Source organism: Streptomyces sp. NPDC015345 (assembly GCF_043078805.1).
In the GTDB taxonomy this organism is placed as follows: domain Bacteria; phylum Actinomycetota; class Actinomycetes; order Streptomycetales; family Streptomycetaceae; genus Streptomyces.
The window spans coordinates 1-21,584 of sequence record NZ_JBIBTX010000006.1 but is presented as its reverse complement, the minus strand read 5'-3'; the positions used below and the strand labels follow the sequence as shown (position 1 = coordinate 21,584).

The window sequence follows — 21,584 nt, the reverse complement described above, 5'->3', positions numbered from 1 at the left end:
CGTCCTCGCCCGTCCAGCATGAGGAGTCGCCTCCAAAACGCAGATCCGTTGTCACGCAACCCTGCTGCCGCTTCGGGCCGGAAGCTGGAGATAGGAGCCCCTTTGCACGACGAAGCCGAAGCTGCCCGCAACAGCCTTCCAGAACGAGCGCATCAAGCAGACGACTGGGCGCTGCATGAGGGGCTCTCAGCCAGAGATATCGAGGCCCTTCTCGCCAACGAGGCCGTCCCGGCACACGTGCGCTCCCTTGCCGGGCTGTTCTGCGAGGGCAACGTAAAGCTGGACGACGCTCTCGCGTTGACGGTGGGAGACGTCACCCCCACCAGGCGCGAAATTCCTGTCAGCGAGCAGACGCGCCGGGTACTGCGAGAGGCCGTCGGCGACCGTGAGCAAGGCCCCCTGTTCGCCAAGCCCTCAACTCAGCGGGTGAGCCGTGGGCGAGTACCCCTCGGCACGGCACCCACGACGTGCGGCTCGGCCAGCACCCTGACCGCCACAACGGTCCGCGCCGAAGCTCTCACTGAACATATGAAAGCCGCCCCTGCCTCCCAGATGAACTGGGGAGCAGGGGCGGCTTTCGTGCTCCTGACGCCCCATCAGGAACTACTGCGAACGTGCGTCATACGTGCGTCACGTGCGTCGCTCGTGCGTCAAGATATCGCCCGTAACACACACAACGCCCATAATGCACACCAGGCGAAACCGCAGGTCAGCGGGCCCTTCTCGGCGGGCTCAAGGGCCGCGACGCATTCAACATGATGCGTCATCGGGAACAACTGCGGGCCCTCCCCCTCCCCTTCCATATCTCGGAGAGCGCCAATGCCGAGGACGCCGAGTCCACACCCTGAACCCGGTCTCGGGCTGGAGTGGACCGCAGCGTAGCGGCAGCCAGGGGCCGGGTAAGGGCCAAGCCGTTGTCGGCGTGGCTCTCACGCGCACGTGTCGTTGAGGGGGCGCTTCGCCCGTTGGACCAGGCGGCTTAGGGATAGGCGTGAAACCCCTGGTCTCAAGGGTGCTGGCGGGACTCCCATGTCGATCTCGAGGGAGGCGGCATGAGCGAAGATCGCGAGTCACTTGTAGCGGCAGTCGCGTGTCAGACGGGTCAGGCGTTGAGGTAGGTGAGGACGGCCTGGACGCGCCGGTGGGTGTCGTTGGTGAGGGGGAGGCCGAGTTTGGCGAGCAGGTTGGAGATGTGCTTCTCGACGGAGACCGGCGCGAGGACGAGGCGTTCGGCGATGGCGGAGTTGGACAGGCCCTGGGCCATCAGGGCGAGGACTTCGTGCTCGCGGGGGGTCAGACGGGCGAGGCCGGTGTGCCGACTGTTGCGGGCGAAGATCTGTGCGACAACGTCGGGGTCGAGGGCGGTTCCGCCGGCAGCGACGCGTTCGAGGGCGTCGAGGAACGCGTCGATGTCGGTGACGCGGTCTTTGAGGAGGTAGCCGACGCCGCCCTGGCCGTCGGCCAGCAGTTCGGCGGCGTAGGTGCGCTCGACGTACTGCGACAGGATGATCACCGGCGGAGCGGGGGTGTGTCGGGCGCGGACTTCGATCGCGGCGCGCAGTCCTTCGTCGCGGAAGCCGGGCGGGAGGCGCACGTCGATGAGGGCGAGGTCGGGGCGGTGGGCGTCCATGGCGGCGATCAGGTCGGGGCCGGAGTCGACGGCGGCCAGGACCTCGTGGCCGGTGGCAGTGAGCAGGCGGATGAGTCCTTCGCGCAGCAGGAGCAGGTCTTCGGCGATTACAAGGCGCATGGGATCTCCGCGTGGACGGTGGTGGGGCCGCCCGTGGGGCTGGTCAGGGTGAGGGTGCCGTCGAGGGCTTCGATGCGGCGGCGCAGTCCGGTCAGGCCGGAGCCGTTCGGGTCGGCTCCGCCGTGTCCGTCGTCGGTGACGGTGACGGTCAGGGTGCCGTCGGAGCGGATGTGGACGGTGACGGTGACGGTGGTGGCGTGGGCGTGTTTGGTGATGTTGGTGAGGGCTTCGGCGATCAGGAAGTAGGCGGCGGCTTCCAGTGCCGGTGCCAGACGGTGGGGCAGGCGGATGTCGGAGGTGATGGGCAGGGGGTGGTCGGCGAGGAGGGCGGTCAGGGCGCCGTCCAGGCCGCGGTCGGTGAGGATCGGGGGGTGGATGCCGCGTACGAGGTGGCGTAGTTCGTCCAGGGCGGTGTTCACGTCGGCGCGGGCCGCGGCCAGGTCGGCGCGGGCCTGGTCGGCGGCGGGGCCAAGGGTTTTGAGGCGTCGCTCCGCCAGGGCCAGGGTCATGCCGAGCGCGACGATGCGGGCCTGGGCTCCGTCGTGGAGGTCACGTTCGATACGGCGCAGTTCGGCGGCTTGGGCGTCGATGGCGCGGCTGCGGGTGCGGGTCAGGTGGTCGGTGCGTTCGGTCAGTTGCTGGGTGCGGCCGGGCTTGAGCAATGCGGCGGCCAGGTGAGCCTGGCCGGTGGCCAGGGCGCGTACGACCCACGCGACGCCGGGCAGCAGGACCAGCCCGGCCAGCGCCGTCACAGCCTGTCCCCCCGGCGAGGCCACCGTCATGAACCCCGGATCGCCTCGGCGCTCTACGGGCAGTGCCCAGACCCAGGCCGGTGAGGTGAGGGCCGCCAGGTCCACGGCGAGGACGACCACGGCGATGACGGCGCAGAGGACGGTCAGCGGGAAGAGGATCGTCAGCCAGGCCATGTCGCGCCAAGTGGCGGGATGGGCAGCTCGTTCCTGGGCCCGGCCGGAGGTGACGCTCGCTTCGGCAGCAGGGTAAGGAGGGGGAATCCGGGTGGGCAGGATGAGGGCGGCGCGGCGCCGTTCGAGTCCGGCGAGCCGGCGCATCGCGGAGGTCGTAGCCAGGAAGGCGGGGGCGCCCAGGTGGGTGACGGCCAGGACCGCGCAGCCGGTGACCCCGGCCACGACGGTCACCAGCGCCCCGATGCCCGCCGCCAGGCCCAGCAGCAGGTACTGCAGAGACCGGACGGTGCGCTGGACCATGTCCCGCACTCTACGAACCTCCGGCTGCACAGCAGTGGCACAGGGGGCGGCCGCCGCCTGGCGTGTCGGCTTCACTGCTCGCTCCGTCCGCCACCTGCCGACGCGGTGCCCAGGGCCAGGCGGGTGGGCAGGGCGGCGGCGGCCAGACCGAGAAGGCCGGTACCGGCCAGCAGCCCTGTGTACCAGAGGGGGTCGACGATCATGCGCCACTGACCGTCCTGGGCGTTGCTGAACGTGCCCACGACCACCGCGGCGATCCCCGCACCGACGACGAGGCCGACGGTGACCGTCAGTACCGCTTCGCGCGCGGCCATCCCCCTTACCTGTCGGGCCGTGGCGCCCAGAAGTCGCAGAGCGGCGTACTCACTGCGGCGGCCGAGGGCGGCCATGGCGAAGGTGTTGAGGACGGCGACGGCGGTGAAGACGATGGAGATACCGGTCAGCAGGCGCAGCGCTCCCTCCTGGGAGGCGGTTTCGGCGTCCTGACGGCTGTCCGCCGTGCTGCTGTTTGCGGACAGGTTCGGAAAGTGTGCCCGCAGCTCCGTCACGGCTGCCGCGCCAGGGTTCTGGCCGAGGTGGACGGCGGACAGCAGGGGCCTGGCAGTGTGTGCGGAGGCCAGCGGGCCGGGCAGCAGCATGTCGCCGAACCCGGCGGAACGGGCGTACAAGGCCACCACCGGCCGGGAGACGTGAGTACCGTCCGGCAGCCACAACCCGGCCTTGTCACCCACCTGCCAGTGCTGTGCTCCGGCGAGGTCCGTACTGACCGCCACACCGTCGGCGAGCCCGTCCAGGGAACCGCCGGTGATCTCCAGATCCAGCACACCGTCTCCGGTGCGGTACAGGCCCTGGGCGGGATAGTGCTGCGGCTTGCCGCCCTTGCGGACCATGACCTCGGTCGGCACGGTCGCATCAACGTCCCGCACTCCCGGCGTCTTGACCGCCTTCTGGTAGGTGCCCAGCGGGAGACCCGGGCCGCCCGCAGCGGTCAGGGTCTGGCGGGCGGGTGCGAGCCGGGCATGGGCGGCCTGCTCGGTGAGGTCGCTGAGCAGGGTGGAGTACAGCAGCATGGTGGCGTTGAGAGCGAACAACAGGGCCAGCGGCATCGCCGCCCCCGCCGCCCGCACGGGAAAGCGCCTGGTGTTGGCGGCAGCCAGACGACCAGTCGCTCCCGGAAGGAGACCTCCCAGGGCGGCAGCCACCGTCCGCACCAGCCACGGTCCCAGGGCGGCAGCGGCACAGATCAACAGTGAGCACCCGATGAAGCCCATCCCCACGCCGATTCCGCCACGCATCGGCGTGAAAAGCAGCACCGCCGCCGCGCCCGCGACCAGCACCATCCCGGTCACCACGCGCCAGATGCCGCCGCCCGCCGGAGCCGCGGCCGACTCCCGCATCGCCTCCGCCGGAGCAATCCGGGCCACCCGTCTACCGGCGAAGTACGCCGCCAGCCGCGCCACCCCCACCCCAGTACCGGCCGCGATCAGCAGCGGCAACACACCACCGTCTACCTGGAGAGAGGCGGGGACGGCACCGGTGGCCACGAACCGGTCGGCCACCCAGCTCGCCAGCCACCGTCCGAGCGGAACCCCCACCACGGCGGCAGCCACGCCCACCGCCCACGCTTCCAGGCCCAGCAGCCTGCGCACCTGGCGTGGTGCGGCGCCCAGGGTACGGAGCAAGGCCAGCTCCCGAAGGCGCTGACGGGCGGCGAAGGCGATGGTCCCGGCAATGACGAACAAGGCGGCGAAAACGGTGATACCGGCCATCGAACCGAACACCCCGACCGCGCCCGTATAACTGACCAGCACGGTCGGCGCGTCGGCCCGCACCCGCTCCCCGCCGGTGAGCACACGCACGTCCGGTCCGGCGGCCGACCGCACCCTGTCCAGCACTTCTTCGGTGTCGGCCGCAGGAGCGAAGCGCAGGGCGAGCGCGGTCGCATCGCCCGGCTGAGCCAGGCGCCCCGCATCCGCAGGGGAGAAAAACACCGCGCCCTGTGAGGAGAGCTGCGGGCTGCCGGGGGCAGCGACGACGCCGGCGAGGCGGAAAGAGGACACCTGTTGTGGCAGGGCCATTCGCACCCGGTCCCCGGGCTGCACACCGGTACGGCGGGCCAGACCCGCGTCGAGCACCACCTCACCACCACCGGGCGCATGACCCTCGACCAGCCGGAAAGGAGTCAGAGCCGCGGACGACCAGGGATGCCCCATCACCGGCGCCGTGCCCGAACCGCCCCCCACCGGCCTCCCGCCGGCCGTGAGCGGCTGAGCGTGGAACGATGCATCCTTCGTCACCCGCGCCACTCCGGGCACAGCGGCCAGGCGGTCGGCCAGGCCATCGGGGAGCGCCGGCGCACCTGACAACGGGCGGCTCTTGGTCTTGTCCCCGTCCCGCACGGACACCTGACGCTGGGCGCTGACAACGGCATCAGCGGCGGTGTACCGGTCGGATCCCGCCGGGGAGGACAGTGCGGAGAACAACAGCGTGCCGCAGGCGGCGACCAACGCCACCGCCAGGGTCGTGCCGGCGAAGGTCCCGGCGAAAGACCACCAGCGATGGCGCACGGTGGCAAGAGCGAGACGAATCATCGGGCACTCAGCTCCGTCATTACCGCGGCGATCCGCACGGCCGAAACGTCTTGGAGGGAGGAATGGACCTGGCCGTCGGTGAGAAAGAGGACCTGGTCCGCCCAAGCGGCGGCAGCCGGGTCATGCGTAACCATCACCACCGTCTGACCCAGCTCATCCACCGCCTGCCGCAGCAGCGCCAACACCTCGTGCCCCGCAGCCAGATCCAGCGCGCCGGTCGGCTCGTCGGCGAACAGCACCTGCGGGCGTCCGGCCAGTGCCCGCGCTACCGCAACCCGCTGCTGCTGACCGCCCGAGAGCTGATCAGGCCGATCGTGCTTACGCCCGGACAGCCCCACACGTGCCAGTACTTCGTCCGCCCAACGCCGGTCCGGCCGCACTCCGGCCAGGCGCTGCGGCAGCAGCACGTTCTGCCACACCGACAACGCCGGGACCAAGTTGAACGACTGGAACACGAAACCCGTCCGGCGACGGCGCACCCGCGTCAACGCCGGCTCACGCAGCGCGCTGATGTCTTCCCCGGCCAACTGCACACGCCCCTCACTGGGCCGCTCGAGCCCCGCCGCGCAGTTCAACAGCGTCGACTTACCGGACCCGGAAGGACCCATCACCGCCGAAAACGTCCCCGCCGCCAGCCGTGCGGTCACTCCCCGCAGGACAGGCGTCCCGCCACCACCGGGATACGTCTTCGACACATCTTCCAGCTCGACCGCAGCCGCCACTGGATCACTCACGAGGTCCATGTCCCCAGCCTCGCCAGAACGAGACCGCTCGCCTACATGGCCCACTCGTAACATCAAGGTAGGGGTAGCCCTACCTTGCGAGCGGAGCGCCAACCGACAGCCGAAAGGACAAACCCCTCACTGCACCGCTGACCGGTCGCGCATGACAACGGCTACCAACCTCACCTCCTGGAGTGTGGGGCTGCCGGTGAACGTGAGAGGACTGGACTGCGGCATGCACTTTTCGTTCTGTGCTCCGACCAAGGAACGCGTTCCGGCCGACCAGACCCGGGGTCGCCGTGCAGGTGCAGGCGGTCGGCGAGGACGTCACGGGCGGCTGTGAGCAGGGACATGTTGTGGCTGAAGGCGTGGGCGCGCAATAGGAGCAGGGTGTGGCTGGGGGCTGGGGGGGGGAAGGCCCGAGCTGGGAGGTGAGCATGCCGGCGGCCTGGTGGACCTCGGCACGGTGGAGGTCCATCGTCTCGACACCCTGGCCGGGCCTGGCGGGATCCGTTTGGGCGCCGATGAGCAAGAACACCGCCAGGGCATCACTCACCGTCAGCGCGTCATCGAGCGCCCGCTGCGACAGCGAACCCGCACCGGACCTGTGGCGGACCAGAGCACGGGCCCGCGCCGCCCCCAGGGACAGCGGCAGAGCAAAGACGGCCCGCACTCCCTGCGCCAGAGCCTCCGCGATGAAGGCGGGCCAGCGCGTCGCGGGGGCGCGCTCCACGTCGGGCAGCAGCAGACTGCCGTCGCGCGCGGCGTCCAGGGTCGGCCCCTGGCCCAGCGTGTACTGCACATCGTCCAGACGGGCACCGGCCTCGGCGCTCGACCACAGCAGCTCCGGGCCGGTTGGAGGGCCCCGGCCCTCCCGGCTGCAAGTCCCTGACCAGTTCTCTCAGCGTGCTCTCCGCCATCGCGGTCTTCCTGTTTTTGACCTGACGTGCCGATGCCGACCACTTGCTGCGCGCGGGTGCTACCCAGCATTGTGCCCCCATGACGCCGCAGTAGCCCGCCCTTCACCACGACGCCGCCCCGACGGCTAGCCGACACAACACTGGCCGGACGACTCGTCGGAGGTCACCTCTTGCGCACAGGAGAGCACAACTACGCATCGACGCGCGCTGCCGCCCGCCACGGCTCCCCCGCGAACGCGCGTACCCCTGCCACACCTTCACCGGGCACCCGAGCACGGGCATGTGACAGCATCCCTATTCGCCCCTGATTTCCGCATGGCTACGACGCAGCGGCTTACAGCAAAGTCTGCTGTCCAGGGCGACGGGATCAGACGCGGGTCCTGACGGCACGCCATTTTCCGCCAGGAGCCCCCGTCGAATCGCGGCTCGCGCGCCTGCCTCCAGCCAAAGGGTGCCGCAGAAGGCGCGCTGGTGGGTATTTCCGGCGCATGGGCCGGGTGTTGCGGGTTGGGCCAGGGCGGGTGGTTAGATTCACGGGCTTGCGGATCGACCGGCTGGTGAACGTGGTGCGGGAGCGGGGTGGGAACGGGCCCGGTGGTGGCCGTCCCGGGCGTCTGCCGTTGGTTGAGCAGGCGCTGCTGGTGGTGTACCGAGGCGAGTGCGGGGCTGGGTTACCACCATGCGGGGCACCTGCTCGCTTCTATCCCGCTGAATGGCTCTGCAACGACCACCGGCCGTAGCCCACAGCACGGACTACCCGTGGGACAGTCCTACCTGCTCCCGATCGCTCCCACGACTTCTCACCATGCAACCGGCCCATGCCGCCGATGCCGTGTCCACCAAGATCCGGACCATTTCCGGACCAACCTCGCGCGAAAGGCTCGCAAAGCACCGTTTCCCCTGGTCAGTCGGGGTACGGCTGCTGTACCACCAGCAGATGAAGAATCTGCTGGTACTCCGCACGCATCGGGCGTAAGTCCACGCCGCTCGCCACGAGAATGGCCGCTCGGCTGGACGAACATGCATTCATAGATGTTCCCGTCGCACCTCGGGCGGCACGTTGGCAAGCCCCCTCAACCAGTCAGCACCAGACAGCCAACAAGCGAAGCAATTCCGCTACCACCGCTCGAAGCATGGCGGCGCCTGCCCTCCCGCCAGCGCACAGCCAGGGAACACCAATCTGATTACTCGTCAGTAGAGTCAGCAAAGGGTCAGCATGAGTCCGATCAGACCTGGTCACACGTGCCGACATGCGCAAGCCACGACCCGCGGTCAGGCCGATCACACCCGAGATCGGCCCGACCCTTCGGGTACGCCCGCCGCGGGCGATCACGGCTCTCCCGAGAGACCCCCACACTCGCCTGCGCCAGGCTCATAAGCCCAGCTCAGCGCACCCTCCCCCGCGGCTTCAGCGCCACCGGTGGCAGTTCCGGGGCGGGCAGCGGAGCACCGTCGTAGCCCTTCACCTCGCCGAAGCGGGAGCCCGTCGCCCAGTCCGCGCGGGCCTGTTCGATGTCCTCCTGGCTGCGGCCCACGAAGTTCCACCACATCACCAGCTCCTCCTCGAACGGCTCGCCGCCCAGAAGCATCAGGGACGCCTCCGACTCGGCGCGCAGCGGGAGTTCCGTGCGGCCGCAGCCGAGGTAGAGCATGGAGCCGGGGAGGACCGGGACGCCGTCGACGTGGGACTCGCCGGACATGGCGAGGACCGCGTACTCGAAGTCCGGCTCCAGGGGGAGGCGTACGTCCGCGCCGCGGGCCAGCGTCAGGTCCGCGCCGACGATCGGGGTGTACGTCGTGCCGGGTGAGCTCGCCCCGTCGAGGCTGCCGAGGATCAGCGTCGCGGTCAGACCGGGGGCCGTGAGCCGCGGCAGCTCCGCGTGGTGCTCGAAGCGCGGGGCCGTGTGGCGGTCGGCGTCGGGAAGCGCGACCCACAGCTGTGCGCCGTGCAGGAAACGGGCGTGGGCCCGCGGGCTCTCCTCGGAGTGCGAGATGGCGTGGCCCGAGGTCATCAGGCCCAGCTCACGGGGGCGGATGGTCTGGAGGCTGCCGGTGGAGTCGCGGTGCAGGACCTCGCCGTCGTGCAGCCAGCTGACCGTCTGGAGTCCCATGTGCGGGTGGGGCGGCACCTGCATGCCGGGCTCGTCCGCGATGTCGTCGGGGCCGTAGTGATCGACGAAGCACCACGCGCCGACCATGCGGCGCCCCAGGTTGGGCAGCAGGCGGCGGACCTCGGTGGACTCGCCGAGCTTGACCTGGCGGGGGCTGAGGAGTTCACGTACCGGTTCCGCGACGACGAAGCCACGGCCGCCGCATCTGCTCGGCACCGCCTCGCGATCAAGATTGCTCATGCCGCACAACCTAGTCCTGTGGGCGCCGCACGTCAGTCACCCGCCGGGAGTCACCGTCGGCAGCCACACGCCATCACTGGTGGAATATTCAACTACAAGGGTTCGTTGCAGCGTGCGAAGGAGGCGGACGATGGAGATGACCTATTACGACCACGGGACCGCGACGGAGCGCTGGGAGCGTGCGCGGCAGTTCTTCGAGGCCAAGGAGTACACGACGGCCGCGGGCATCCTCGGCACCCTGGCCGACGAGGTGCCCGAGCAGGTCGCCCCGCGTCTGCTGCTCGCCCGCGCCTACTACCACTCGGCCCAGCTGCGCCGCGCCGAGGCCGAGTTGCTGAAGGTCCTCGAACTCGACCCGGTCGAGAGCTACGCCCGCCTGATGCTGGGGCGCACGCTGGAACGGCAGGGCAGGGCGGCCGACGCGGCACCGCACCTGCGGATGGCCGCGGCGCTGAACGGCGACTTCGGCCAGGCGCCGCCGCCACGGGGCGAGTGACCTGACCGACCGCACACCTGCCGGCCCGGCAAGGCCCCCACAAGGCCCCCGCGAGACTCGCGGGGGCCTTCGCCACGCCACAACCCGCCCCGTCGGCCGCGTATCGTCTCGAAAGGCGCCACGGCGGCCGGAACCGCGGCGACGACGACCGCGAGGAGCGCGACCGCGATGCGAAAGATCATCTGGATGATGTCGGCGTCTTTGGACGGATTCATGGAGGGGCCGGACCACGAGATCGACTGGCATCTCGTCGACGAGGAACTGCACCGCCACTTCAATGACAAGGTCCGGGCGATGGGCGGGATCCTGCACGGCCGCGTCACGTGGGAGCTCATGGCCGAGTTCTGGCCCACCGCCGACCAGGACCCCGCGTGCAGCGACTTCGAGGCGGAGTTCGCCCCGATCTGGCGTGACACGCCCAAGTACGTCTTCTCGCGCACCCTGCGCGAGGCCCAGTGGAACACCACGATTCTGCGCGAGGTGGTGCCCGAGGAGATCCGGGCCCTCAAGGAGAGCGCGGCCGGCGACCTCTGCGTCGGCGGCGCCGACCTCGCCGCGTCCTTCCTGCGCCTGGGCCTGATCGACGAGATCCACACCTACGTCCACCCCGTCGTGCTCGGCCGCGGGAAGTCCATGTTCCAGGCGCACGACGTGCGGGCCGACCTCCGGCTCGCCGGGACCCACACCTTCGGCAACGGCGTCGTACAGCTCCGCCATGAGCTCACCAACTAATGCGCATTAGCTCTGTCTTGCCCTAGCCATTCGCCGCAGCTCCCCGTAAGAATTGCGGCGACTTCGACCCAGGGGAGAGATGAGCATGAAGAGGCGCAGCGTCCTGCTCGCGGCACTGGCTCTCACGGCCGCGTCGGGCGGTACGGCGATGGCGGCGCGGAAACCGTCCGCGGCGGGAAAACGCGTGGTCGTCTATTACCAGACGCAGTACGCGAATGGCACGTACGTGTCGCCGCTCGCGCTCACCGAGCACCGCACCGGCGTCACGGACGTACTGGTGGCCGCGGTGCACCTCAATGATCTCAACGGCCCTTACGCACCGGTGCACTTGAACGACGACCCGCCGGGCGCGGCCAAGTACGACCGGATGTGGCGCGACCTGAAGACCCTGCGCGGCCAGGGCGTGCACGTGCTGGCGATGGTCGGTGGCGCGGCGCCCGGCAGCTTCACCCGGCTCGACGAGGAATTCGACACGTATTACCCGCTGTTGCGGGACTTCATCCGGCGGTACGAGCTCGACGGCGTCGACCTCGACGTGGAGGAGCGGATGTCGCTGGCCGGTATCGAGCGCGTCATCAGCGCGCTGCGCGCCGACTTCGGTGCCGATTTCATCATTACGCTCGCGCCGGTGGGCAGCGCGCTCAGCGGCGGCGGAAATCTCTCCGGCTTCGACTACGACGCCCTTTACCGCAGCCGGGGCGGTGACATCGCGTGGTTCAACGCGCAGTTCTACAACGGCTGGGGCCGCATGAACTCCACGGCCGATTACGACGCCATCATCACCCGCGGTCTGATTCCCGCATCGAAGGTGGTCGCGGGAACGCTCACGTCACCGGCCAACGGCGGCAGCGGCTATGTCGGCATGGCGACGCTGAAGTCCACGCTCGGCGCGCTCGCCTCGAAGCACCCGGGGTTCGGCGGGGTGGCGGGCTGGGAGTACTTCAACTCCCAGCCCGGCGGCACCGCCGCGCCCTGGAAGTGGGCGGCGGAGGTCGCCTCGGCGCTGAAGATCCGCCGCTGAGACCACGACAGCCGGTCGCGGCGGTCGAGGTGCGTCACAGCCACAGGGCCTCGGCGACGGCCACCCCCAGGAAGGCCGCGCCGAGGCCCGCGACGACGCTTCCGACGGCGTTCGCAGCCGCGTAGAGCCGGGCCCCGCCCTCGGCGAGCCGCAGCGTCTCGTACGAGAAGGTCGAGTACGTCGTCAAGGCCCCGCACAGACCGGTGCCGAGGAACAGCTGCGCGGAGGCGGAGGCGGCGCCCGCCGAAACGGCCCCGGCGAGCACGCCGAGGACCAGGCAGCCCACGACGTTGACGGTGAAGGTGCCCCACGGGAAGACGGTGTCGTGGCGGGCCCGCACCGCACGGTCGGTCAGGTGGCGCAGCGGGGCACCGATCATCGCCCCGGCGATCACGGACAGCCAGTTCACCGGTCCTCCTCCCGTCCCACGTACCGGATGACCTCGCAGTCGTCCAGGATCACCAGGCCCTCCGCGACGAGTTCGTCGAGCTGCGGCAGGAACGCGCGGATCTTGTCCTCCGCGTCCACGATCACCACCGCGACCGGCAGGTCCTCGCCGAGGGAGAGCAGCCGGTGCGTGTGGATCAGCGACGAGGCGCCGAATCCCTCGATGCCCCGGAAGACGCTCGCCCCGGCGAGTCCGGCCCGGTGCGCGCGGTGCACGATCTCGGTGTAGAGCGGCTTGTGGTGCCAGAGGTCGGACTCCCCGATGAAGATCGTCACCCGCTGCGCCGTGCCCGTGAGCCTCGTCATGACCGCCTCCACGCCATCAGGCGGCGCGTGGTCCACGCCGCGCTCCACACCGCCGCGAGCGCCGCGAACAGCGTCAGTGCCAGATAGGCGAGGCCCGTGCGGACGTGGCCGCCGCTCACGAGTCGCTGGATGTCCACCGCGTACGTCGAGAAGGTGGTGAAGCCGCCGAGCACGCCCGTGCCGAAGAACGGCCGCACGAGGCGGTGCGCCGCCCACACCTCGGTGATCAGGACCATGAAGACGCCGATCATCGCGCATCCCACCGCGTTCACCAGGAGCGTCGGCCAGGGGAAGCCGTCGGGGGCGACGGGCCAGGCGAGAGACGCGCCGTAGCGCGCCGATGCCCCGATGGCGCCGCCGATCGCCACCACGGCGAGGACCGAACCTTGCCCGTGCGCCGTCCCGCCCCGCCGCCGGGCGGGCGCGGACAGGTCGAGATCGGGTTCCGCGGGTTCGCCGACCGCTTCGGGCCGCTGGGCTTCCATGGGCGTGCGCCTCCTACTCGCGTCGCCCGTCGCCGGGCGCACTCGTTCGCAAGTAGGGACCGTTGGCGGCATCCTTCGCCGCGGTTCGGGTACGGCGGGCCCCACCGCCGCGCGGCGCCCCGGAGGCCGGGCGGACCCGTGATCCAGGGAAGATCACCCGGCCCGGAAGATCGCCGCTGACACCAGGCTAACCGCCCGGCCGGAACACCGCGTCACCAGGCTCCGGCAGGGCACGGCCGGGCGGGGCAGGCGGGACGTGGGGGCGGTGACCCGTTCGCGGGGCCTGTCGCGCGGTGGGCGCCGATACCTCGGGCGGCCACGCCGTCGCGTCGAGGAGACCCAGTACGTAGGCGCGGGCCACCAGCGCCGTCCGGTTCTGGACCCGCAGCCGGCGGCAGAGCCGGGTCAGGTGGTAGTTGACGCCGTCGACGCCGATGCCGAGGGTGCGCGCGACCACCGCCGTCGTGGCGCCGCCCGCGACGAGCCGCAGGACACGCGCCTCCTGCGCGCTGAGCGCCGGGTGCGCGTAGTCCTCCCCCGCCTCCCCGGAGCGCGTCGCGCCGCCCGGGCCCGACGCGGACGGCTGTGCCCGCTCCTGTGCCACGCGCAGCGTCACCAGCAGGGGCGGTGTCTCCTCCAGCGGATCGGTGACCGGCTCCACGGTCAGCCTGCCGTGGCGGACGGCCTGCCCGGCCGTCCAGCTGACCTCGACCGGGTAGCGGGACCTGCGGCCGGAACGCATGGCCTCGTCGAGCTTGCGGAGCTGCTTCCTGTTGGTGGGCGTGAGCAGGTCCAGCAGCATGCGGTTCGCGACCCGGCCCGGCTGGAGTCCAAGGGCCCCCGCGAAGGCGGGGTTGGCGACGGAGACCAGCCCTTCGCCGCTGCTGATGGCCGTCGGCACCGGGGAGCGGTCGAGCAGGCTGAGGAACCTGCCCCGCCACACCGCCGCGTCCGCCACCTTCGGCCTGCCCGCGTCCGCCGCGCCACCCCGCGGCCCACCGCCTGTTCGGGACACGTCCCGCCTCCTCTCCCTGCCCCCTCACACATGTCACCCCGGTCCGCGCAAGCGACTGCGCGGAAAAGCCCCCTACAAGATTATGTAGTTCTCGCGGCGGGCGGCCGTCCGGGTCACGGGACGGTGGAGTGCGCGCCCAGCACGTCGGGCGCTCAACTCCCCCACGTCCTTGGGAAGAGGCACTGGCCATGAGCGAATCCCCCACTGTCGAGGTCCACGGTCTCCGGAACGCCCCGGATCCCGGACCGCCCACCGTCGATGTCACGGCAACGGGGCTGAGCGGCACCCCCGTTCAGCAGGCCGTGGAGCTCGCGCGCCGGTACGGCCCGCTCTACGTCCGCCGCTTCCACGGACGCGACAGCGTCTGGGCCTCGTCCCTGGAACTGGTCGAGGAACTCTCCGACGAGACACGGTTCGCCAAGGGGGTCGGGCCGGCCCTGGAGAACGTCCGCGGCATCGCGGGTGACGGCCTGTTCACGGCCTACGACGACGAGCCCAACTGGGCGAAGGCGCACGACATCCTGCTTCCCGCCTTCGCCATGAACTCGATGCGTACGTACCACCCGCACATGCTGCGGGTCGCCCGGCGCCTCATCGCCTCCTGGGACGGGCGGTTCACGCCGGGCGCGGCGCAGTCCGCTCCGGTGGAGGTGTCGGAGGACATGACCAGGATGACCCTGGACACCATCGGCCTGTCCGGCTTCGGCTACGACTTCGAGTCCTTCGCCCGTACCGAACCCCACCCCTTCGTCGAGGCCCTCGTACGGTCGCTCGGGCACAGTCAGGCGAAGCTGGCCCGGACGCCCGGCGGGGACTACTCCGCCGAGGACGCGGAGTTCGCCGCCGACGCCGCCTTCCTGGCGAGGGTCGTCGACGAGGTCATCGGGGCCCGCAAGGCGGCGGGCGACACCTCCACCGACGACCTGCTCGGCCTGATGCTGGATTCCCCGCACCCCGGCAGCGGCGAGGTCCTGGACGAGGCCAACATCCGCAATCAGGTCATCACCTTCCTGATCGCCGGGCACGAGACGACCTCGGGCACGCTCTCCTTCGCTCTCTACCACCTCCTCAAGAACCCGGCGGTCCTGCACCGCGCACAGGCCGAGGTGGACGCGCTGTGGGGCAGCGCCCCCGACCCCGAGCCGTCGTACGAGGACGTGGGCCGCCTGCGTTACGTGCGTCAGGTCCTCAACGAGGCGCTGCGGCTGTGGCCCACCGCGCCGGCGTTCCAGCGCCGTGCCCTCGCCGACACGACGCTCGGCGGGCGCCACCGGATGAAGGCCGGCGAGTTCGTGGTGGTGCTCACGCCGATGCTGCACCGCGATCCGGTCTGGGGCGACAACGTCGAGGAGTTCGATCCGGAGCGCTTCGCGCCCGAGGCCGAAGCGGCCCGCTCCCCGCACGCGTACAAGCCGTTCGGGACGGGTGAACGCGCCTGCATCGGGCGGCAGTTCGCGCTGCACGAGGCCACCATGCTGCTCGGCATGCTCATCCACCGCTACCGGTTCATCGACCACTGTGGCTACGAGCTGAAGGTCAAGGAGACCCTCACCCTCAAGCCCGACGGTTTCACGATGACCCTGGCGGCACGCACCCCCGAGGACCGCGAGCGGAGCCGGTCCGCCCTGCGTGAGCTCGTCGCCCTCACCGGCGCGGACGGCACGCCGGGCGCGGCCGACCGCCGCCCGGCGGACGGGCTGCCGACGCGCGTCCCGGCGGGCACCGCGCTGACCGTGCTGCATGGCTCCAACTTCGGGACCTGCCGTACGTACGCGCAGCAGCTCGGCGAGGAGGCCGCCGACCTGGGCTTCGACGTGTGTGTCGCGCCCTTGGACGAAGCCGCGGGCGCGCTGCCCACCGGGACGCCGGTGGTGATCGTCGCCGCCTCCTACAACGGCCGGCCGACCGACGACGCGCGCGCGTTCCTGTCCTGGCTGACGGACGCGGCACCGGACGCGGCCACCGGCGTACGGTACGCGGTGCTCGGCGTCGGCGACCGCAACTGGGCGGCGACCTACCAGCGGGTGCCCACCCTCATCGACGACGCGCTCGCCGCGTCGGGCGCGACCCGGCTCCTGGAGCGCGCCGAGGCCGACGCCTCCGGGGACCTGTCCGGTGCGGTACGGCACTTCGCCTCGGCGCTGCGGGACACACTGCTGCGGCGGTACGGCGACCCGGAGAGCGCCGGGGCCGCCGACACCGCCGCCCCGGCCAGGACGTACGACGTCGTGGAGGTCACCGGCGGGCCGCTGGACGCGCTCGCCGCCCGGCACGGCACGGTGGCGATGACGGTCGCGGAGAGCGCCGATCTCGTCGACATGACGCATCCGGCGGCCCGCCCGAAGCGGTTCCTGCGCGTCGCGCTCCCTGGCGGCGTGACCTACCGCACCGCCGACCACCTGACCGTGCTCCCCGCCAACGCGCCGGAGTCGGTCGAGCGCGCGGCGGCCGTGCTCGGCGTCGGCCTGGACACGGTACTGAACATCCGGGCACACCGGCCCGGCCGGGCCACCCTACCGCTCGACCGCCCGGTCACCGCCCGTGAACTCCTCACCCGCTACGTGGAGTTGGGCGACGCACCGACCCCAGCCCAGGCCGCGCTGCTCGCCGAGCACAACCCGTGCCCGCCCGAGCGGATCTCCCTGGAGCAACTGGCCGCCGACCCCGAGGCGTTGGCGGCGCGGCAGGGCGGTCTGCTCGATCTGGTCGAGGACCACCCGGCGCTGCGGGGGCGGCTGCCGTGGCCCGTGCTGCTCGAACTGCTGCCGCCGATCAGGACCCGCCACTACTCGATCTCGTCGTCGCCCACCGCCTCACCTGGCCACGCCGACCTGATGGTCTCCCTCCTGTCGGCCCCGAACCGCTCAGGTCGCGGCACCTTCCGCGGCACGGGATCCTCCTACCTCCACGGCCTGTTGCCCGGTGACACCCTCCACGCGCGCGTGCAGCCCTGCCGGGATGCCTTCCGCCTGCCGGACGACCCGCGGACACCGGTCATCATGGTCGGCGCGGGTACGGGCCTCGCACCCTTCCGCGGAGTGATCGCCGACCGCCTGGCGCGGTCGCGCGACGGCGCCGAACTGGCCCCGGCGCTCTGCTACTTCGGCTGTGACCACCCCGACGTCGACTACCTGCACCGCGCGGAGCTAGAGGACGCGGAACGCGCGGGCGCGGTGTCCATGCGTCCCGCGTTCTCCAAGGCCCCCGGGGGCGACGTGTTCTACGTCCAGCACCGGATCGCGGCCGAGGGCGAGGAGATCTGGCGGCTGCTGGAGGCCGGAGCCGTCGTGCGGGTCTGCGGCGACGGCTCCCGGATGGCCCCGGGCGTGCGCGAGGCGTTCCAGCGCATTCGTACGAAGTACGCGGGTGGCGACGCCGCGGCGGCCGAGGCCTGGTGGGCGGAGCTGGTCGACGCGGGGCGCTACGTCGAGGACGTATACGCGGGCAGCTGACGCCGCAGCAGGTACTTGTGCCGGCCGGACAGCACCAGCTCACCGCGTTGGTTGTGCACGGTGGCCTCGGTGGTGACGACACCGTTGTCGCCCCGCGCCTCCAGGCCGGTGATGGTGAGAGCCGGGTACAGGGTGTCCCCGGAGTGCACCTCGGCCAGGAAGTCACAGGACACTTCGAGGAAGCTGATGAACACTTCCCCGATGACGTGCGGGAACAGCGTGGCTCCCGGGGCGGTGAACGCGAGCACTTGGAGACCGTGGACCACCGGCGCGGGGTGGCCGTGTCTGCGGGCCCATTCGGCGTCGTAGTGCACCGGATGGTTGTCGGCCGACACCGTCTGGAACGCGGCGGCGTGGGCGTCCGTCAGCGTGCGGCTCGGGGCCCGGAAGACCTCACCGGTCCGCAGCTCTTCGAAGGTCCTGGCCGGGACGACCAGGAAGGCTTCGGGGTCGAAGGGAGCCGGGGACGTGGCCGCCGTCCCCGGCGCCGGGGGCCGCTTCTCCATCGTGGGATCCTCTCGGTGGTCAGTGACCGGCGGACTTGATCCGGGCGGTCAGCAGGTTCGGATCCTCGTCGGTGAAGTAGGCGCCGCTCGCGACGTACGCCTTCGTGCCGCGCATGGCGAGGGACGTCGGGTTCTGGAGGCCGTCGGCGGCGGTCAGCACGATGGTGTGCCGGCCGTCCGGCCGCACCAGGGCGACCTCGTTGTCCGCGTTGATCGCGGCCAGCAGGGTGTCGCCGCGGCCGGTGAACGCGAAGTCGTCGATGTCGACGAGTCCGGTCGCCCGGACCTCCAGGGGCCCCGGGGCGCCGTGCCGCGCGATCGGGATGCGCAGCACGGTGCCCTTGTCCAGGTTGGTGACCCAGGCCGCGCCGCGGTGGATCTTCACGCCGTTGGCCCCCAGGAAGCCTTCCCGTGCCAGCTCGGGGGCGGTCGCCCACTTGGTGGGGGTGCCGCCGCAGGTCGGTACACGCCAGACCGCGCCCAGGACGGAGTCGGTGGCGTACAGCTGTCCGCCGCGCTCGTCGAGGGCCAGGCCGTTCGGCAGGCCCTTCGGCGGGAGTGCGGCGATGCGCTGCGGAGTGCCTCCCGGGCGCAGCCGCCATACGCCGGTCAAGTCGGCGCTGCCGCTGGCGTACAGGAAGTAGAGCGTCCCGTCGTCCGCGCGGACGATCCCGCCGAGGAACGGTGAGGAGAGGACGGGGGTGCTGCTGCCGGCCGGCGGCTCCGGCAGGGTCGCGAGGACGCGTACCCGGCCGTCGGGGCCGATGCGGGCGATCTGGCGGCTGAAGGCGAAGGTGACGTAGGCGGCGCCGCCCGGTCCGAGGGTGATGTTCTCGGGGCGCTGGCCGTCGGCCATGTCCAGGTGTGACACGACGCGCACGTGCGACACGGGGTCGCTTGCCGCGTGCGCGTTGCCGATGACGGCGGTCAGGGCCATGGCGGTGACGGCCGCCGTGGTGAGGAGGTGGCGCCGGCGTGGCACCAGGGTGGGACTCGACATGCTCTCTGCTCTTCTCTGGGAGTCTTCTTGTGGTCGGTCGGGTTGTGGTCGGTCGGGGGTGTGCCCCGCTCGGGCCCTGGAACGGCCGCTCAGCGGGCGGCGCGTACCGCGCGGGAGGCGCGCAGGATCAGGTCGGTGACGGGTCCGGGGTCGCTGACGGAGACCGCGTGGGGCGCGCGGACCGTGACGGTGTGGGCGCGGGCGCGGCGGGCCATCCAACGCTCGGCGGCCGGCGGGATGTTGCGGTCCCCGGTGGCCACGAGGTACCAGCTCGGGATCTTCTTCCACGCCGCGGCCGTGGCCGGCTCCTGGAGCGCGGCGAGGGCGATCGGGCGCTGCCCCGCGGCCATGACCTGCGCGGTCTTGGTGGGCACCCCGGCCGCGAACTGCTCGCGGAACAGTTCCTTCTTGATGACCAGCTCCGTGCCCTCGCCGCCGCCGGGCAGCGGGTAGGTCTGGGTGGCGGTGGCCTGCCCCAGGGTGCTCCCGGGGTACTTGTCGGTGAGGCCGAGCGCGCTTTCGCCGATATCGGGTACGAAGGCGGCGATGTACACCAGCGCCTTGACGTGCGGGGCGTCAGCGGCGGCCTCGCTGATGACGGCGCCGCCGTAGGAGTGCCCCACGAGGACGACGGGGCCGGTCACGCCGTCGAGGACGCTGCGGATGTACGCGGCGTCGCTCTTCAGTCCGCGCAGCGGGAGCGCCGGCGCGAGGACGCGGTGGCCGCCGTGCTGGAGGCGCCGCACGACACCGCTCCAGCTGGAGGCGTCGGCGAAGGCGCCGTGGATCAGGACGACGGTGGGTCTGGCCGGACGCCACCGGGGCTCGACCGGCCGGGCGGCCGCGGCGGCGACACCGGTGGTGCCGAGGGCCGCCGCACCGGCGAGGAGGGAGGTGGTCACGGCGCGGCGTGAGAGGGGTGCGTTCATCGTTCGCTTTCCGGGGAGTGGTGGCGGAGCGGGCGGGCAGGGTTCGCGGGCCGGCCGGATCAGCGGGAGGTGGCCTCGACGGCCTTCCCGATCAGGTCGACGACGCGCCGGGGGTGGGAGAGCATCACCAGGTGCGAGGAGTCGACCTCGACGGTGGTCATGCCGGCCCGCTGGTAGCCGTAGCGCTCCACATCGGGGTTGATGGTGCGGTCGGAGGCGGCGACCAGGCCCCAGGAGGGCTTCGTCCGCCAGGCCGCGACCGGCGCGGCCTCGCCGAACGCCTGGGCGGCCAGGGGCCGCTGGGAGACCGCGAGGACGGAGGCGAGGTCGGGGTCGACGTCCGCGGCGAAGATGGCCGGGAACTTGTCGACGCGTACGGACACGTCGATGCCCGGGGTGTCCGACCCCTCGACCGGGAAGGGCGTCTGGACGAGCGCGGCGGCGAGGTCGGAGTCCGGGAAGCGGCCCTGGAGCTCACCGAGGCTCTCCCCCTTCTCCAGGGCGTAGCCGGCCAGGTAGACAAGGGCCCGGACGTTGTCCTCGGCGCCCGCGACGGTGATGACGGCGCCGCCGTATGAGTGCCCGACCAGGACGACGGGGCCGGAGATCTGCCGGACGATCGAGGCGACGTACGCGGCGTCCCCGATGAGGCTGCGGTTGGGCACGGCGGGGGCCACGACGTCCAGGCCGCGGGCGATCAGGGCGGGGATGACGCGGGCGTAGCTGGACGCGTCGGCGAAGGCGCCGTGGACCAGGACGACGGTGGGCTTCTCAGTGCGGGTCATGTGCAACTCCGTTGATGGGTAGGTGAGTTGGGGTGCGCGCGGAAAACGCGCACCCCAGGTACATGTGGAGTATTGAGGGCGAAGGCGGGGGCGCTTTGCCTGTCCGCGTCCTGATGCTTGCCTGTGCGTGCCATGAGGCGGCTGCCCGGGCCTCGACTGCCTGCCTCGCGGCGGGTCGGCCCTCGACTGCTCGACCCTCGGTACTCAGCCCTTGGCTACTCGACGCGCAGGGCGGCGAGCTGCTGGGCGAAGGGGACGACATCGAAGCCGCTGTCCGGATCCACGGACGTGATCGCGCCGGTCAGTGAACGCGGCGCGATCGCGGCAGCGGTGTCGGTATCGGGCGCCTTCACAGGCCCGGCCCCCTGCCCGCTCCCCGCCATGAAGCGCGCCAACTCCCGCCCCGCGCGGGCGATACGGGACGCGAGGCCGTCCTGCCCCCAGTCCTCCGAGGCCGCATACACGGCCGTCGGAACGACCAGCGCCCGCAGATAGGCGAACAGCGGCCGCATCGCATGCTCGGTGACCAGCGAATGCCGAGCCGTCCCCCCGGTCGCACCGATCAGCACGGGTTTCCCGGTCAGCGCGTCCTTGTCGATGAGATCGAAGAACGACTTGAACAACCCGCTGTACGAACCCGCGAACACCGGCGTCACCACGATCAGCCCATCAGCCGCCGCCACCGCGTCCAACGCACCCGCCAGCCGCTCCGGCGGAAACCCCGTCACCAGATGCCCCGCGATCTCCGTGGCCACATCCCGCAACTCGACCACCTCAACCCCGGCATCAACCCCCGCCAAGGCAGCAGCCGCAAGCCGGTCAGCCAACAACCGCGTAGAAGAAGGACTGC

Annotated in this window: 18 protein-coding genes; 4 read left to right on the top strand and 14 right to left on the bottom strand. The window is 71.3% G+C overall.

The annotated features are described in order from the left end of the window. Positions 1-1,102: 1,102 nt before the first annotated feature. From ACF062_RS24600 to ACF062_RS24580, 5 genes are all read right to left on the bottom strand, one after another. The gene (locus tag ACF062_RS24600) at positions 1,103-1,750 is read right to left on the bottom strand and encodes a response regulator transcription factor (RefSeq protein WP_392141256.1); all 648 of its coding nucleotides are present in this window, start codon (positions 1,748-1,750) and stop codon (positions 1,103-1,105) included. Continuing rightward, a complete protein-coding gene (locus tag ACF062_RS24595) occupies positions 1,738-2,976 on the bottom strand; it encodes a sensor histidine kinase (RefSeq protein ID WP_392141254.1) in 1,239 nt (412 codons plus the stop codon). Before ACF062_RS24595 ends, ACF062_RS24600 begins: the two co-directional genes overlap by 13 nt. Positions 2,977-3,047: 71 nt before the next feature. Next, on the bottom strand, positions 3,048-5,567 hold the full coding sequence (locus ACF062_RS24590; RefSeq protein ID WP_392141252.1) for an FtsX-like permease family protein: 2,520 nt from the start codon (positions 5,565-5,567) through the stop codon (positions 3,048-3,050). Beyond that, positions 5,564-6,310, bottom strand: coding sequence for an ABC transporter ATP-binding protein (locus ACF062_RS24585; protein WP_392141251.1), 747 nt, complete (start codon positions 6,308-6,310; stop codon positions 5,564-5,566). The genes ACF062_RS24590 and ACF062_RS24585 overlap by 4 nt, the downstream gene beginning before the upstream one ends. Before the next feature lie 2,284 nt (positions 6,311-8,594). After that, the gene (locus ACF062_RS24580) at positions 8,595-9,560 is read right to left on the bottom strand and encodes a pirin family protein (protein ID WP_392141249.1); all 966 of its coding nucleotides are present in this window, start codon (positions 9,558-9,560) and stop codon (positions 8,595-8,597) included. Between the two features lie 130 nt (positions 9,561-9,690). Here ACF062_RS24580 and ACF062_RS24575 point away from each other — a divergent pair, with 130 nt between their 5' ends. The 3 genes from ACF062_RS24575 (at position 9,691) to ACF062_RS24565 (ending at position 11,809) form a co-directional block, all read left to right on the top strand. Then, entirely contained in the window at positions 9,691-10,056 is a 366-nt protein-coding gene (locus tag ACF062_RS24575) for a tetratricopeptide repeat protein (protein ID WP_392141247.1), read from the top strand. 168 nt (positions 10,057-10,224) lie between these two features. Then, entirely contained in the window at positions 10,225-10,788 is a 564-nt protein-coding gene (locus tag ACF062_RS24570) for a dihydrofolate reductase family protein (protein WP_392141246.1), read from the top strand. An 85-nt stretch (positions 10,789-10,873) separates the two neighbouring features. Then, positions 10,874-11,809: a chitinase gene (locus ACF062_RS24565; protein ID WP_392141244.1), complete on the top strand. Its 936-nt coding sequence runs from the start codon at positions 10,874-10,876 to the stop codon at positions 11,807-11,809. 34 nt (positions 11,810-11,843) lie between these two features. Here the strand turns inward: ACF062_RS24565 and crcB (ACF062_RS24560) are convergent, their stop codons facing one another. The 4 genes from crcB (ACF062_RS24560) to ACF062_RS24545 all read right to left on the bottom strand — a co-directional run bounded on the left by crcB (ACF062_RS24560) (position 11,844) and on the right by ACF062_RS24545 (position 14,062). Further along, positions 11,844-12,218 carry a fluoride efflux transporter CrcB gene (gene crcB / locus ACF062_RS24560; RefSeq protein ID WP_392141242.1) on the bottom strand — a complete coding sequence of 125 codons (375 nt, stop codon included), beginning with the start codon at positions 12,216-12,218 and terminating at the stop codon, positions 11,844-11,846. Continuing rightward, positions 12,215-12,562 (bottom strand): DUF190 domain-containing protein, encoded by a 348-nt coding sequence (locus ACF062_RS24555; RefSeq protein ID WP_223778439.1) that lies wholly within the window; start codon positions 12,560-12,562, stop codon positions 12,215-12,217. The genes crcB (ACF062_RS24560) and ACF062_RS24555 overlap by 4 nt, the downstream gene beginning before the upstream one ends. After that, positions 12,559-13,047: a fluoride efflux transporter CrcB gene (crcB, locus tag ACF062_RS24550; protein WP_392141240.1), complete on the bottom strand. Its 489-nt coding sequence runs from the start codon at positions 13,045-13,047 to the stop codon at positions 12,559-12,561. Before crcB (ACF062_RS24550) ends, ACF062_RS24555 begins: the two co-directional genes overlap by 4 nt. 187 nt (positions 13,048-13,234) lie before the next feature. Then, on the bottom strand, positions 13,235-14,062 hold the full coding sequence (locus tag ACF062_RS24545; RefSeq protein ID WP_392141238.1) for a LuxR C-terminal-related transcriptional regulator: 828 nt from the start codon (positions 14,060-14,062) through the stop codon (positions 13,235-13,237). Between the two features lie 188 nt (positions 14,063-14,250). Here ACF062_RS24545 and ACF062_RS24540 point away from each other — a divergent pair, with 188 nt between their 5' ends. After that, positions 14,251-17,514: a cytochrome P450 gene (locus tag ACF062_RS24540; RefSeq protein WP_392141236.1), complete on the top strand. Its 3,264-nt coding sequence runs from the start codon at positions 14,251-14,253 to the stop codon at positions 17,512-17,514. On the opposite strand, the gene ACF062_RS24535 is transcribed toward ACF062_RS24540, so the two are convergent. The 5 genes from ACF062_RS24535 to ACF062_RS24515 form a co-directional block, all read right to left on the bottom strand. Continuing rightward, entirely contained in the window at positions 17,484-18,020 is a 537-nt protein-coding gene (locus ACF062_RS24535) for a MaoC family dehydratase (RefSeq protein WP_392141234.1), read from the bottom strand. The two genes, ACF062_RS24540 and ACF062_RS24535, sit on opposite strands and share 31 nt — an antisense overlap. Before the next feature lie 19 nt (positions 18,021-18,039). Beyond that, complete coding sequence (locus ACF062_RS24530) at positions 18,040-19,020, bottom strand: SMP-30/gluconolactonase/LRE family protein (protein ID WP_392141232.1); 981 nt, start codon at positions 19,018-19,020, stop codon at positions 18,040-18,042. Positions 19,021-19,109: 89 nt separating this feature from the next. Next, positions 19,110-19,949, bottom strand: coding sequence for an alpha/beta fold hydrolase (locus ACF062_RS24525; RefSeq protein ID WP_392141230.1), 840 nt, complete (start codon positions 19,947-19,949; stop codon positions 19,110-19,112). Between the two features lie 59 nt (positions 19,950-20,008). Then, positions 20,009-20,734 carry an alpha/beta fold hydrolase gene (locus ACF062_RS24520; RefSeq protein ID WP_392141229.1) on the bottom strand — a complete coding sequence of 242 codons (726 nt, stop codon included), beginning with the start codon at positions 20,732-20,734 and terminating at the stop codon, positions 20,009-20,011. Between the two features lie 215 nt (positions 20,735-20,949). Then, on the bottom strand, positions 20,950-21,584 hold a 635-nt coding region (locus tag ACF062_RS24515), incomplete at its 5' end, for a CE1759 family FMN reductase (RefSeq protein ID WP_392141227.1).